13 protein-coding genes are annotated in these 14,391 nt (G+C 71.1%); 10 read left to right on the forward strand and 3 right to left on the reverse strand.

Annotation, left to right across the window (positions count from 1 at the left end; translation table 11 throughout):
- Positions 1-80: 80 nt before the first annotated feature.
- Positions 81-386: a hypothetical protein gene (locus CFK38_RS08380; RefSeq protein ID WP_096802666.1), complete on the reverse strand. Its 306-nt coding sequence runs from the start codon at positions 384-386 to the stop codon at positions 81-83.
- A complete protein-coding gene (locus CFK38_RS08385; protein WP_096802667.1) occupies positions 383-1,972 on the reverse strand; it encodes an acyl-CoA carboxylase subunit beta in 1,590 nt (529 codons plus the stop codon). The genes CFK38_RS08380 and CFK38_RS08385 overlap by 4 nt, the downstream gene beginning before the upstream one ends.
- 181 nt (positions 1,973-2,153) lie before the next feature.
- Here CFK38_RS08385 and CFK38_RS08390 point away from each other — a divergent pair, with 181 nt between their 5' ends.
- From CFK38_RS08390 to CFK38_RS08430, 9 genes are all read left to right on the forward strand, one after another.
- Entirely contained in the window at positions 2,154-3,065 is a 912-nt protein-coding gene (locus tag CFK38_RS08390) for a biotin--[acetyl-CoA-carboxylase] ligase (protein ID WP_096802668.1), read from the forward strand.
- A complete protein-coding gene (locus CFK38_RS08395) occupies positions 3,062-4,261 on the forward strand; it encodes an adenylate/guanylate cyclase domain-containing protein (protein ID WP_096802669.1) in 1,200 nt (399 codons plus the stop codon). Before CFK38_RS08390 ends, CFK38_RS08395 begins: the two co-directional genes overlap by 4 nt.
- A 109-nt stretch (positions 4,262-4,370) precedes the next feature.
- Positions 4,371-5,075 carry a response regulator transcription factor gene (locus CFK38_RS08400; RefSeq protein WP_476727207.1) on the forward strand — a complete coding sequence of 235 codons (705 nt, stop codon included), beginning with the start codon at positions 4,371-4,373 and terminating at the stop codon, positions 5,073-5,075.
- Between the two features lie 3 nt (positions 5,076-5,078).
- Entirely contained in the window at positions 5,079-6,542 is a 1,464-nt protein-coding gene (locus tag CFK38_RS08405; protein ID WP_096802670.1) for an ATP-binding protein, read from the forward strand.
- A gap of 18 nt (positions 6,543-6,560) precedes the next feature.
- Positions 6,561-7,760 (forward strand): 5-(carboxyamino)imidazole ribonucleotide synthase, encoded by a 1,200-nt coding sequence (locus CFK38_RS08410; RefSeq protein ID WP_096802671.1) that lies wholly within the window; start codon positions 6,561-6,563, stop codon positions 7,758-7,760.
- Positions 7,761-7,845: 85 nt separating this feature from the next.
- Entirely contained in the window at positions 7,846-8,379 is a 534-nt protein-coding gene (gene purE, locus CFK38_RS08415) for a 5-(carboxyamino)imidazole ribonucleotide mutase (protein ID WP_096804278.1), read from the forward strand.
- Between the two features lie 129 nt (positions 8,380-8,508).
- On the forward strand, positions 8,509-9,204 hold the full coding sequence (locus CFK38_RS08420) for an acyltransferase (RefSeq protein WP_096804279.1): 696 nt from the start codon (positions 8,509-8,511) through the stop codon (positions 9,202-9,204).
- Positions 9,201-10,310 (forward strand): DegT/DnrJ/EryC1/StrS family aminotransferase, encoded by a 1,110-nt coding sequence (locus CFK38_RS08425; protein ID WP_096802672.1) that lies wholly within the window; start codon positions 9,201-9,203, stop codon positions 10,308-10,310. The genes CFK38_RS08420 and CFK38_RS08425 overlap by 4 nt, the downstream gene beginning before the upstream one ends.
- Positions 10,311-10,312: 2 nt before the next feature.
- Positions 10,313-11,314 carry a Gfo/Idh/MocA family protein gene (locus CFK38_RS08430; RefSeq protein WP_096802673.1) on the forward strand — a complete coding sequence of 334 codons (1,002 nt, stop codon included), beginning with the start codon at positions 10,313-10,315 and terminating at the stop codon, positions 11,312-11,314.
- Between the two features lie 58 nt (positions 11,315-11,372).
- Here CFK38_RS08430 and CFK38_RS08435 read toward each other — a convergent pair whose 3' ends face one another.
- On the reverse strand, positions 11,373-12,944 hold the full coding sequence (locus CFK38_RS08435; RefSeq protein WP_096804280.1) for an asparagine synthase-related protein: 1,572 nt from the start codon (positions 12,942-12,944) through the stop codon (positions 11,373-11,375).
- A gap of 129 nt (positions 12,945-13,073) precedes the next feature.
- On the opposite strand from CFK38_RS08435, the gene CFK38_RS08440 reads away from it, so the two are divergent.
- Positions 13,074-14,372 carry a lipopolysaccharide biosynthesis protein gene (locus CFK38_RS08440; protein ID WP_245851267.1) on the forward strand — a complete coding sequence of 433 codons (1,299 nt, stop codon included), beginning with the start codon at positions 13,074-13,076 and terminating at the stop codon, positions 14,370-14,372.
- The last annotated feature ends 19 nt before the right edge of the window (positions 14,373-14,391 follow it).

The following is a 14,391-nucleotide window of genomic DNA, read 5'->3' on the forward strand; positions in this document are numbered from 1 at the left end:
GTGCGCGGCAGGCGACCACTCGTGCGGAGCCCGCACGCGCCGGGACGGGTCCGGCCACTGCCGATCGGGCGGCGTCCCGCTCAGCGGTCGGAGAACTGCCAGGCGGTGGGCGAGGGGCGAGAGCGCAGGCCGTGGGCGCGCGGATGGCAGTGCACGACGTCGTTCCACGCCCCCGCGCCGGCACCCCGGCCCTCGGCGAGCAGGCGCTCCTCCGCCTCGAGCCGGCTGGTCACGCTCATCGCGGAGACCACCACGGCGATGGCCGCGAGCTCGTCATCGCGCAGGTAGCCCTGCACCAGACGCACGTCGGCGGGGCGCACGGCCGGTGCGTCCTCGGCACCGTCGGCGCCCTCCGCGGTGGGGCCGGAGGACCGTTGAGCGCTCACAGCGGGATGTTCCCGTGCTTCTTGGTGGGCAGCGTGTCGCGTTTGGTGCGCAGCGCGCGCAGGGCGCGAGCCACCTCGAGCCGGGTCTCGGCGGGACGGATCACGCCATCGATCCAGCCCCGCTCGGCCGCCGTGTACGGGGTGGCGAACTGCTCCTCGTACTCGGCCTCGTACCGAGCACGGGCGGCCGCCACATCGCCGCCCTGCTCGGTGACCTCCCGGAGATCACCGCGGTGGAGGATGTTCACCGCGCCCTGCGAGCCCATCACCGCGATCTGTGCCGTGGGCCAGGCGAGGTTGATGTCCGCCCCCAGCTCCTTGGAGCCCATCACGATGTAGGCGCCGCCGTAGGCCTTGCGGGTGATGACGGTGATCAGCGGGACCGTCGCCTCCGCATAGGCGTACAGCAGCTTCGCGCCGCGCCGGATGATGCCGCCGTACTCCTGGTCGGTGCCGGGCAGGAAGCCGGGCACGTCCACGAAGGTCAGCACCGGGATGTTGTTGGCGTCGCACAGGCGCACGAAGCGGGCCGCCTTCTCCGAGGCGTCGATGTCCAGGGTGCCGGCCAGGTGCGAGGGCTGATTGGCGATGATGCCGACGCTGAAGCCCTCGACGCGACCGAAGCCCACCAGGATGTTCTGCGCGAACAGCGGCTGGACCTCGAGGAACTCCTCGTCATCGAGCACGGTGCGCAGCACCGAGAGCATGTCGTAGGGCTGATTCGGAGAGTCGGGCACCAGCGTGTCCAGCGCGGTGTCCGAGGCGGTGAGGGACTCCTCGACGGGCGCCGGGAACGAGGGCGCCGGGCTCAGCGTGTTGGCCGGCAGATAGCTCAGCAGGTCCTTGACGTACTCGATGGCCTCGGCCTCGTCGGGAGCCATGTAGTGGGCGACACCGGAGCGGGAGGAATGGGTGCGTGCCCCGCCGAGCTCCTCGAAGCCGACGTCCTCGCCGGTGACGGTGCGGATCACGTCCGGGCCGGTGATGAACATGTGCGAGGTCTTCTCGACCATCACGATGAGGTCCGTCAGGGCCGGGGAGTACACGGCACCGCCGGCGGCCGGCCCCATGATCAGGGAGATCTGCGGGATCACCCCGGAGGCGCGGGTGTTGCGCTTGAAGATGCCGGCGAACATGGCCAGCGAGGCCACGCCCTCCTGGATGCGGGCGCCGCCGCCGTCGAGGATGCCGATGATCGGCACGCCCGTGCTCAGGGCGAGATCCTGGATCTTCTGGATCTTGCGGCCGTGGGCCTCGCCGAGCGAACCGCCGAAGGCGGTGAAGTCCTGCGAGTACACGCAGACCTGACGGCCGTCGATGGTGCCGTAGCCGGTGATGATCCCGTCGCCGTCGGGGCGCTTGCGATCGATGCCGAAGCTGCGGGCCTGGTGGCGCACGAACCGATCGGTCTCCACGAAGGAGCCGTCGTCCAGCAGGTCGGAGATGCGTTCGCGGGCCGTCTTCTTGCCACGGGCGTGCTGCTTCTGCACTGCGATCTCATCAGCGGCGGAGACCGCGGCGGCATCGCGCTGGCGCAGGTCCTCGAGTCGCTGGGCGGTGGTGAGCGGCCGCGGGGCGTCGGTCACGGAGCCTCCTGCTGCGGCCTGCGAGGCCGCCATCTGTTCCGGCGGATGGACACCGGGATACTACGCTACCCACGTCCGACGGCGACGGCCGGTCCTCCGGCCGTGCGTGCCGTCATCGGATGCAGGGCAGAGCGCCGGGCACGACCCGGCAGCGGCCGACGAGACAGGAGGAGGGGGAGGCGTGAGGGAACGGACGGACGCCGCACCGGGAGGGCCGCTCGAGATCCTCCGCAGGGATGCGGTCACCTCCACGCAGGACGAGGCCGCGCGCCGCGCCGCCGACGGGCAGCAGACGCCCTTCGCGCTCACCGCCCGGCACCAGAGCGGAGGGAGGGGACGGCTGGGCCGTTCCTTCGCGAGTCCCGACGGCGCGAGCCTCGCCCTCACCGTCGCGCACCGCAGCCGGCTCGCCGCCGACCGTCGCGGCTGGTTCTCCCTGGCCGCCGGGGTCGCGGCGATCGCCGCCCTCGACCAGGTGCTGGGGGCGACCGGGGAGGAGCGAGCCCGGATCGGGCTGAAATGGCCCAACGATCTGCACACCGCGGACGGCCGCAAGCTCGGCGGGATCCTCGTCGAGGGCCGCGGCCCGGACCTCGTGCTGCTGGGCATCGGCATCAACCTGCGCGGACCGGTCCTGCAGGCCGACGGTCGGGCCGTGCCCGGTGCGGCCTGGCTGCGCGGGGACGACGGCGTGCGCCCGGGCGCCGACGGGGCTGGGGACGGGGCGCTGCGGGAGCGTCTCGAGTCCGCGCTGGCCGCGGCCCTGGCCCAGGAGCTCTCCCGGCTGGAGTCCGCGGGGGGAGACGGGGTCTCGGCGGGCACGCACGAGCGTTACACTATGACCTGCCTCACACTGGGGCGAGCGGTGCGGGTCGACCCCCTGGGGGAGGCGGGCATGGGCGGAGCGCACCCGTCCCCCCTGCACGGCATCGCCCGGATGATCGACGAGCACGGCCGTCTGGTGATCGACCTCCCCGGGGGCGGCCGGACGGCAGTGGACATCGGTGATGTGCGGCATCTGCGACCGGACGATCCCGTTCGGCCCACGACACGCGATGCGATGGCCATCGAGCAGGAGGAGCACGGCACGTGAGCGGAGGCATGGAAGACCTGGAGAGCACGGACCCCGCGGGGGGCGCCTCGGCGCAGGAGCCGGCGGCGCCGCGAGATGCCGTCCCGGTGGAGACCGCGGAGCTGCCTGATCTCTCGCAGGACGGTGCCGAGGCGGGCTCCCTGGACGATCAGGAGATCCTCGACCTCAATCGGCGCTTCGCGGCGGTGCGCCGCAGCGTCGGCGCGCTGGAGAAGATCCTGCTGCAGGGCCCGCGCAAGTACTCCCGCCGGGATCTCGCCCGGCAGCAGGACATCCCGGAGCGGCTCACCTCCGTCTACTGGCGGTCCCTCGGCTTCACCCCGGTCGACGAGGACACCGTGGTGTTCACCGATGAGGACGCCTATGCGATCGGCGATCTGGCCGCGATCGTCGAGGACGGCGTGATCAGCGAGCGCGCCTTCGCCAGCATCTCCCGCGGCATGGGCTTCCACATGGGGCGCCTGGCGATGTGGATCACCGAGGCGCTGGTGGATGAGGCGAAGTACGCCGACGGACTCGACGACGCCCAGGCGCGTCAGCAGATGCTCGACTCGATCCCGGAGCTGCTGGAGACCTTCGAATCGCAGGTGATGTTCACCTTCCGCCGCCAGCTCGCCGCCTATGCGGCCCGCGCCGGCAGCGAGGTGCTCCACCGCGACACCGACGAGCTGTTCCCGCTGCAGCGGGCCATCGGCTTCGCCGACCTGGTCCAGTTCACCCGGATCGCCCAGGACCTTCCCGGCACCGAGCTGGCCGACATGGTGGGGCGCTTCGAGTCCCTCAGCCGCGATGTCATCTCCGTCGGCGGCGGACGAGTGGTCAAGACGGTCGGCGACGAGATCATGTTCCTGGCCGACACGCCGGAGGACGGCGCCCAGATCGCCATCAGCCTCGCCGAGGCGATCACCGAGTCGCCCGAACTCCCGCCGATCAGAGTGGGCCTGGCCTGGGGATCGATGTTCTCCCGCTACGGGGACGTCTTCGGCCCGATCGTGAACCTCGCCGCCCGGATGGAGTCGGTCGCCCGGCCCGGCGTGGTCGTGGTCGACGCGGACACCAGCGCCGCGGTCGAACAGGCGCTGCCCGGCGGTTTCTCGTTCACCGAGGGTGAGGAGGTCGAGCTCCACGGGATCGGGACGATCCATGTCCGGGAGATGCGGCGCGACCGCTCCTCGCCCCTGGACATGGGCCTGTGAGCGGGCGCAGTGACCTCGGAGGTGTTCCTGACATCGCTCGACCTGTGATGATGGGGCCACGCCCGCCCGGACCCCGGTCCGGGCCAGACCCTGCTGGCATGATCATAGGATGGACCGCGTGACACGACTGCTTCTCGTCGAGGACGACTCCGCCATCGCTGAACCGCTCTCCCGCGCGCTGGACCGGGAGGGATACACCGTCACGCGCGCCTCCCGAGGGATGGATGCGCTCGCGATCGCCGCCGGGGCCGAGTCGATCGACCTGGTCATCCTGGACCTCGGACTGCCCGATCTGGACGGGCTCGAGGTCGCCCGGCGGCTGCGCAAGGGCGGGCTGGAATGCCCGATCCTGATCCTCACCGCCCGGGCCGACGAGGTCGATGCGGTGGTGGGCCTCGATGCCGGTGCCGATGACTACGTCACCAAGCCCTTCCGCCTCGGCGAGCTGCAGGCCCGCATCCGCGCGCTGATGCGGCGCTCCCAGGCGATGGAGGAGTCCGGCGACAGCTTCGATGTCAACGGGGTGACCCTGGACGTCTCCGCCCGCCGCGCCTACGCCGACGGCGAGGAGCTGAGCCTCTCCGCGAAGGAGTACGACCTGCTCACCGTGCTGGTGCGGGAGTCCGGCAGCGTCGTCACCCGCGACGACCTGATGCGCGAGGTGTGGGGCGCCGAGTGGTGGGGCTCCACCAAGACCCTCGACATGCACATCTCCTGGCTGCGCCGCAAGCTCGGCGACGACGCCACCGATCCCCGCCGGATCACCACGGTGAGGGGTGTGGGCTTCCGCTTCGAGACCGGCGCGGTGAGCTGACCCGTGCGGCAGCGCGTGCTGCAGGCCACCATCATCACCGTGCTGCTGGCCGTGCTCATGCTCGGCATCCCGCTGGGCTACTCCTGGCTCCAGCTCAACCGGCAGACGCTCAGCAACCAGGCGAACGTCATCCTCGACCAGGTGCGGGTCGATACGGAGACCCGGCTCCAGGAGGGCGGGGAGATCGACGAGGCGCTGCTGCAGCGGCACGTGGACGCGCAGACGGATCTGAACATCTCGGTCTCGGTCACCTACGACGGCACCGAGTACACGGCCGGTGAGCCGCCCGGGGAGGGCGGTGTGACGACCAACACCAACGGCGCCTTCGGGCAGTCCGTCTCGGTGCATATCCCGGAATCCGACGTGCGCGCCCATACCGCGAGCGCCTGGGTGCTGATCATCGTCGCCGGACTGGCGGCGCTCTCGATCGGCGTGTCGGTGGCGCTGTGGCAGGCGCAGCGCATCTCGATGCCGCTGGCCCGGCTCAGCCGGCGCGCCGAGGAGATGGGATCGGGACGCTCGCGCGGCCTCTGGCACCCCTCGGGCATCTCCGAGATCGACGACGTGGCCGAGGAGCTCGCCCGCTCCGGCGCGATGCTCAACGAGCGCCTCGAGGCCGAGAGCCGCCTCGCCTCCGACGCCTCCCACCAGCTGCGCACCCCGCTGACCGCCCTGTCGATGCGACTGGACGAGATCCTGGCCGTCAGCTCCGAGGAATGGGTGCGCGAGGAGGCCCGGATCTCGCTCGAGCAGATCGACCGCCTCACCGAAGTGGTCCACGACCTCATCAACGCCCCCCGGGCCTCCCAGCGCCGCACCCCCGGCGTGGTGGAGCTGCGCAGCGTGCTGACCCAGCAGAGCGAGGAGTGGTCCCCGGCCTATCGTCGGGCCGGCCGCGAGCTGCGGGTGCAGGTGCCGCGCTCCGCCGCGGTCTGGGGCTCGACCGGACCGCTCACCCAGGTCGTCGCGACCCTCATCGAGAACGCCCTCGCCCACGGGGGCGGCCGCACCACGGTCAAGGTGCGCCGCAACGACCACTCGACCGTCGTCGAGGTCGCCGACGAGGGCGGCGGGATCGACGCGGAGCTCGGGGCCCAGATCTTCGAGCGGTCCGTCTCCGGGCGCAGCTCGAGCGGCACCGGCGTGGGCCTGGCGCTGGCCCGCACCCTGGTCGAGGACGACGGCGGCCGGCTCGAACTGCTCACCGAGCAGCCGGCGACATTCGGGGTGTTCCTGATCTCCGCCCCCGGCGACGAGGGCGGCCCGGGCGACGACCAGGATCTCAGGTCCGGGCGGCCGCACCGGGGCGGGCGCGAGGCCCGGGCCGGGCGCGGCGGCCGGGCTGCCCGCGCCGGACGCGCCGACATGTCACCGAGCGGCGTCACGGGCGCCCGCTCCGGCGGGGACGACCTCGACTCCCTGCCCCAGGGGTCCGTGGTGCGGCGCCGCCCGCGCTCGCGCGACTGACCTCGTACACTGGCCGCCGTGCCTGAGACCCCGCCCCGCCCCGCCCCGTCCGCCTCCGACGTCGATGCCGGCGCCCGCAGCGTAGGCATCATCGGTGCCGGGCAACTGGCTCGCATGATGCTCGGCCCCGCCATCGAGCTGGGTCTGACCACGCCCGTCCTGGCCACGGATCCGGCCGAATCCGCCGCGGACGTCGCCGCCCGCGTGCGCCCGGGGCGCCACGACGACGAGCAGGCCGTGCGCGCCCTCGCCGCCGAGGTCGAGGTGATCACCTTCGACCACGAGCACGTGCCCACCGCCATCCTCGAGCGTCTCGAGCAGGAGGGGGCCACTGCGGTGCGCCCCGGGCCCGCGGCCCTCGTCCACGCCCAGGACAAGCTGGTCATGCGCGAGCGCCTCACGGCGCTCGGTCATCCCTGCCCGCGCTGGTGGCGGATCGGCACCGCCGACGACGTCGCAGCGGCGCTCACCGAGGCGGGCGGACGCCTCGTGATCAAGACCCCGCGCGGCGGCTACGACGCCCACGGGGTGATGCTCATCGACCGCGCCGAGCAGGCGCAGGACTGGCTCGCCCAGCACGGGGAGCTGCTCGCCGAGGAGCTGGTGCCCTTCACCCGCGAGCTCTCCGCACAGGTCGCGCGCCGGCCCGGGGGAGAGGCCGTCGCCTACCCGGTGGTGCAGTCCGTGCAGAAGGACGGGGTCTGCTACGAGGTGGTCGCCCCCGCCCCCGGCCTCGACAGCGCCGCCCAGCAGCGGATCCAGGGCCTCGCGCTCGCGATCGCCGAGGACCTGGGCGTCACCGGGATGCTCGCCGTGGAGCTGTTCGAGACGGCCGACGGCGAGGTGCTGGTCAACGAGCTCGCCATGCGCCCCCACAACACCGGCCACTGGTCCATGGACGGCGCCGTGACCGGCCAGTTCGAGCAGCACCTGCGTGCCGTCGCCGATCTGCCGCTGGGATCGACCGCGCCGCTGGCCCCGGTCTCGGTGATGGTGAACCTGCTCGGCGGCGCCGCCGAGGACCTCGCCCCCGGTGCCCGCGCCGCGCTCGCCGCAGATCCCGCGCTGAAGCTCCACCTCTACGGCAAGTCCGTGCGCCCCGGGCGGAAGATCGGCCACGTCACCCTGCTCGGAGACGATGCCGAGGAGCTGCTCGCCCGTGCCCACCGCGCCGAGCGTCTGCTCATCGACGGGCCGGCATCGCCCGCCGGCCCCTGACCCGTCGCCCCGCCCCCACGAACCGCTGGCGATCCCACGACCCGCGCGCGACCTCACGATCGCGGACCCGACGACGAAGGACACCATGACGCAGCATTCCGGCACCGAGACCACCCCCCTCCCGCGAGTGGGCATCGTGATGGGCTCGGACTCCGACCACCCGGTGATGAAGGCCGCCGAGGAAGCGCTCGCCGAGTTCGGGATCACCTGCACGGTCGAGGTGGTCTCCGCCCACCGGATGCCCGAGGACATGATCACCTGGGGTCGCGGCGCCGCCGAGCGCGGGCTGCGGGTGGTGATCGCCGGGGCCGGAGGCGCCGCCCACCTGCCCGGCATGCTCGCCTCCCTCACCCCGCTGCCGGTGATCGGGGTGCCGGTGCCGCTGAAGCATCTCGACGGCATGGACTCCCTGCTCTCGATCGTGCAGATGCCCGCCGGGGTGCCGGTGGCGACCGTCTCCATCGGCGGTGCCCGCAACGCCGGTCTGCTCGCCGCCCGGATCCTCGCCGCCGGCGGGGACGGCGAGGCCGAGCGCCTGCGCGAGCGGATGATCGCCTTCCAGGCGGAGCTGCGGGAGATCGCGCTGGCCAAGGGGGAGAAGCTGCGGGCCTCGCGGTGAGCGGTGGCACGCGTCCGGGGGATCCCGGAGCGACCATCGCGTGAACATCCTGTGGACGATCTCCCCTCCGGCGCGAGCTCGGGGCGTTCCTCCCGGACCGGCGCCGATGCTCGCGGTATCGTCGGCCCCATGAGCGATACCACTGCCTACCGGGTCGCCCCGGGGGCCGACATCTCGGACGACGCGACGATCGGGGACGGCAGTGCCGTCTGGCACCTGGCCCAGGTGCGCGAGGACGCCATGCTCGGCACGAACTGCATCATCGGCCGCGGTGCCTACATCGGCACCGGCGTGCAGCTGGGGAATGGCTGCAAGGTCCAGAACTTCGCCCTGGTGTACGAGCCGGCGACGCTGGCCGACGGCGTCTTCGTCGGCCCCGCCGCAGTGTTCACCAACGACCACTTCCCGCGCGCGGTGAACCCCGATCTCACCCCCAAGTCCGCCTCCGACTGGGAGCCCGTCGGCGTGACCTGCGAGACCGGTGCCTCGATCGGAGCCCGCGCCGTGTGCGTGGCACCGGTGACCATCGGGGCCTGGGCGATGGTCGCCGCCGGCGCCACCGTGGTCAAGGACGTCCCGCCCCACGCCCTGGTGGCCGGGGTCCCGGCCCGCCGTCTGGGCTGGGTGGGCCGCTCCGGCGAGAAGCTGGTCCCCGCCTCCGACGGGACCGATGCCTGGGTGTGCCCCGCCACCGGTGAGTGGTACATCCCGGACGACTCCACCGGCGGGCTGCTCCTGGCCTCCTCGCCCCTGGCCGACGCGCCGCGTCCGGCCGAGCTCCCTGATGACGATTCCGATGACGAACAGGACGGTCCTGCCGCATGAACACCGAACTCACGATGATCCCGCCGGCGAAGCCGTTGATCGGTCAGGAGGAGCGGGACGCGGTGGATCGCGTGCTGGCCTCGGGCATGATCGCGCAGGGTCCGGAGGTGGCGGCGTTCGAGGAGGAGTTCTCGGCCGCGCTGGCGGGGGGCCGGGAGGTGGTGGCGGTGAACTCCGGCACCTCGGGGCAGCATCTGGGGATGCTGGCGCTGGGCCTGGGGGCGGGTGATGAGGTGATCGTGCCCTCGTTCACCTTCGCGGCGACCGCGAACACGGTCGCGGTGTGCGGGGCGACGCCGGTGTTCGTGGACGTGGATCCGGAGACGTTCATCATCGATCCGGCGGCGGTCGAGGCCGCGATCACGGAGCGGACGGTGGGGATCCAGCCGGTGCATCTGTACGGGCATCCGGCGCCGATGGATCAGCTGCTGGCGATCGCGCAGCGGCATGGTCTGTGGGTGTTCGAGGATGCGGCGCAGGCGCATGGCGCGACCTGGCAGGGCGCCCAGGTGGGGACCTTCGGGCAGGGCGGGATGTTCTCGCTGTACCCGACGAAGAACATGACCTCGGGCGAGGGCGGGATGGTCTCCTGCGCCACGCCGGAGATCGCGCGTCAGGTGCGGCTGCTGCGGAACCAGGGGATGGAGACGCAGTACGCGAACGAGGTCGCCGGCTTCAACAACCGGATGACCGATATCCATGCGGCGATCGGCCGCATCCAGCTGGGCAAGCTGCCGGCATGGACGGCGACGCGGCAGGCGAATGCGGCGTTCTTCGATGCGAACCTGGCCGGTGTGAAGACGCCGGTGGTGCGTGAGGGTGCCACGCATGTCTACCACCAGTACACGATCCGGATCGAGGGCGCCTCGGCGACGGAGCGGGACGGTTTCGCGGCCGCTCTGCGCCAGGAGCATCAGGTGGGGTGCGGGGTGTATTACCCGACCCCGGTGCATCGGCTGGCGACGTTCCGGACGGAGGTGGATCTGCCGGTGACGGAGATGCTGGCTCGTGAGGTGCTGTCGCTGCCGGTGCATCCGAGCATCTCGGACATGGATCGGGAACGGATCGTGGCGGCTGTGAACACCGTGGCGAAGGCGGGGGCATGACCATGACGGACAAGAAGACGCTGCGGGCCGGGCTGATCGGTCTGGGCATGATGGGCCGCCACCACGCCCGCAACCTCCAGTCCCTGGAGGGGGTGGAGCTGGTCGCGGTCGCGGATGCCCACGGCGATCCGCACGGCGCGGCGCCGGGGCTCGAGGTGCTGCCGGACGTGGACGCGCTGATCGCGACCGGCATCGACTATGCGGTGGTGGCGGTGCCCACCCAGTTCCATCGGGACGTGGCGATCACGCTGGCGGAGGCCGGGGTGCACACCCTGGTGGAGAAGCCGTTGGCGTTCGACATCGGCGAGGCCGAGGAGATCACGGCCGCATATGAGCAGGCCGGGCTGGTCGGTGCGGTCGGCTACATCGAGCGGTACAACCCGGCGCTGCAGGAGATGCGCAAGCGCATCGCGGACGGGCAGCTGGGGGAGATCTATCAGATCGTCACCCGGCGCCAGGGCGGGTTCCCGGCCCGGATCGCGGATGTCGGGGTGGTCAAGGACCTCGCCACCCACGACCTGGACCTCACCGCCTGGGTGGCGCAGTCCCCGTACGCTTCCGTCGCGGCGACCTCCACGCGGCGCTCCGGCCGCAGGGACGAGGACATGGTCTCCATCGCCGGCCGGCTCCAGGACGAGACGATCACCAACCACCTGGTGAACTGGCTGACCCCCTTCAAGGAACGCATCACCGTGGTGACGGGGGAGAAGGGCGCCCTGGTGGCCGACACCCTCAACGCCGACCTCACCTTCCATTCCAATGCCGATGCGGCCACCAATCTGTGGGAGTCGATGGCCTCGTTCCGCGGCGTCAGCGAGGGCGACTCGATCCGGTACGCCCTGCAGCGCCAGGAGCCGCTGGCGACCGAGCACCAGGCCTTCCGCGATGCGATCGGTGGCGACTCCTCCAACATCGTCACCATGCGGGAGGGCCTGCACACCGTCCGCACCGTCGAGGCCGTGCTCGAGAGCGCACGCGAGGGGCGCGTGGTCACCCTCGACTGATCGCGGCGAGGCCACTCGGCGGTGCCCGTGATGGTGGGCGCGGGCCCGATCCGGCATGTCACGAGGAGAACAGGCTGCTGCCCGGCACCCACTCATCGGCCAGGAACAGTTCGGCGAACTCCCCGAGCGGGGTCATCCCGCCGGCTGTGCGGAGCGCCACCTCACGCCGGGACGCTCCCGAGATCAACGCATCGAAACCGAGCGGATGGTCGAGAACGGCACGCACTGTCCGCATCCGTGACCGCAGTTGCGGCAGCCCGGTGCTCTTGGCCACCGTCGCTGCGGTGCGCCGGGCGAGGGAGCGCTCCCTCGAGCGGGGGGCGCGCGTCGGCGCCGCTGCTCCGCTGACGGATGAGTAGATCTCCTCCGTCAGCGCCCGATACCACTCGCGGGAGGCGATCGCCGCGTCCGGCGCCGCCTCGTACACCTCCCACACCGCCAGCTCGTGCATCGGCAGTCCCCACTCCAGCCCGACGTACTCGTAGCCCCGCATCGAGTTGAGGATGTACTTCGACTGCCGCTCTCGCTGCCAGAACCAGCGCACCGCATCCATCGTGTCCCGGGGGTCACCGGTCAGCGACACCTCGGTGAAGAAGTCCTGCAGCTCGTGAATCACCGATGGGAGACGGACCGCCCGAGCGGGCTGTGAGCGCAGGGAGAAGTGCCAGGGCTCGAGCGAGCGCACCACAGCGGCCGGATCCACCCTGCGACCATGGCGCAGGGGCTCGTCCTTCGCGGTGCTGACCACCGTATGGCCCGGGATGACGATGCTGCCTGGCGGCAGGGTGCCGTCAGTGGTGAGCTCCTGCATCGCGAACCAGTCCTGGATGTGGGGGAGCGAGGCCCCGCCCGAGGCCTCCCGCAGGAAGCCGGTGGTGGAGGGATCGGTCCATGCGCGGCGCAGCTGCTCGGGGGTGTGCACCACCTGACGCCACGGCAGGCCGAGGCTCGCGGCGATCCGTGAGGAGACCTGCGCCTCGGCATTGTCCGGGAGCCCGTAGGTGAAGGTCTGCACGTGCGGGTAGCCGTCGCGGGCGAGCAGCGACGCCAGCAGACGGGAATCGAGGCCGGCGGAGAGCGGCAGCGCGATCACCCGTCCGTCGGCACGCTCGTACAGTCGGGACATCGCCGCGTCCAGGGCCTCCGTGAACGCCTGGGTGAAGGAGGGGACGTCCTCGAACTCGGGTTCGCGCAGGCGCAGGCGACGCTCCAGATGGCGGGTGATCTCACCGGTCGTGCGGTCGATCCGCACGGTGGTCCCGGCCGGCACCTGGTGCACCCCGCGGAGCAGGGAGCGGTCACCGAGCACGAAGCCGGTATGCAGGAACTCGGCAGCGGCGCCCGCCTCGAGCAGACGGCCGCCGAGGGCGTCCGCGACGGAGAAGGCGTCCTCGCCCACGTGGACCGTCCCGCCGCGGACCGCGTAGAACAGGGGCCAGGAGCGCAGATGATCGGTGAGGAGCAGGATCTCCTCCTCGGTGACCAGCACCGCGGAGAAGAGCTCGCCGCGTCGACGCAACGAATCCGGCGTCGACGACGCCAGGAGCCGTGTGCCCGGTGTCGTGCGCAGGTACTGCCCTTCGTCGTCCGCGATCCACCGTGTACTAAGATGCGGGACGACGGTCAGCATGAGCTCCTCGTGGTCGGCGCGCCGGGACACGAGCCGAGATGACCCGCACGTTCATCGTACCCAAAGCGATCGCGAGGTGGTCCGGAGTTGGTCTCCTCCTCCGGGATCCGCGATCGGATTCAGAAGCTCGTGACGAAGTATCCGACTCTGCGGCACATCATGGTGCTGCTGACCGGCACGGCGATCTCCCAGATCGTCGTCATGGGCGTCTCGATCTTCACGGCCCGTCTGTTCACCCCGGAGACCTTCGGTCAGTTCGCGGTCTACGGCTCGCTGACTGCCATCGCCACGACCATCGCCTCCCTGCGTCTCGACATGGCCATCATGCTCCCGGAGGACGACGACGAGGCTCGACGGATCGCACGGGTGGCCACCCTCAGCAACGTCATCGTCGCCGGGCTGTTCACCGTGGCGGCGTTCGCGCTGCGCGATCTCGTGATCGCCCAATACGATGACCCGGAACTGGCGTCCTGGCTGCTCATGGGCGGGTTCACGGTGTTCTTCGTCGCGCAGGTGACGATGATGCAGTTCTGGTACAACCGCAAGACCCAGTACGGGACCATCTCCCTGAACCGGGTGCAGCAGGCGATCGGCTCGGCCGGCGGGCAGCTGGGCTTCGGCCTCCTCGGGCTTCGCTCCCTGCCGGGCCTGATCTTCGGCACACTCATCGGGCAGGCCTATGCCTTCGTGAACCTGCGAGTGCGAGCGACGTCGCTGTACCAGCCGATCCCAGACGGCACGACCAGCACACGCGCACTGCTGGCGCGCTACAAGAAGATGCCGCTGCTGAACATGCCCAATGCCCTGGTGGACTCGGTGCGAATCAACGGGATCACCCTGCTGATCGGTACCGTGGCACTCGGCGCAGTGGGCCAGTTCAACCTGGCATGGCGGATCCTGCAGGTCCCGATCGGTCTCATCAACAGCGCGATCTCGCAGGTGTTCTTCCAGAAGCTTGCCCGCGTGCGTCCTGGGGGGATGCTCCCACTGGTGCGCTTCACGATCATCCGTTCGCTGCTGATCTCGATCGTACCCTTCGGTCTGATCTACCTGGTCGCGCCGTGGCTGTTCACGTTCGTCTTCGGCCAGCAGTGGGACATGGCGGGAGACTTCGCCCGTGCCCTCACCCCCTGGCTGGCGATGCAGCTGGTGACCTCCCCGATCTCGACGGTCTTCGTCGTCACCAACAACCAGCAGTGGATGCTCACGTTCTCGGTCGTGTTCTGCGCCGCTCCGCTGTCCCTGCTGTACTTCTCGCCGTTGGCCCTGCTGGACACGGTCTTCTGGCTGGGCCTGCTGATGGCGGGCATGCTGATGATCATGTTGGCGATGTCGCTGCTCGCCGCGCGCGGATACGATCGCAGACGGCCTGATCCGGCCGAGCCCGGGACAGGGGCGGACCCCGAGCCGCCGGAGCCCACCGTCTGAGCGGGCGGCCACCGAGAAC

This window comes from Brachybacterium vulturis (assembly GCF_002407185.1).
Taxonomy (GTDB): Bacteria; Actinomycetota; Actinomycetes; order Actinomycetales; family Dermabacteraceae; genus Brachybacterium; species Brachybacterium vulturis.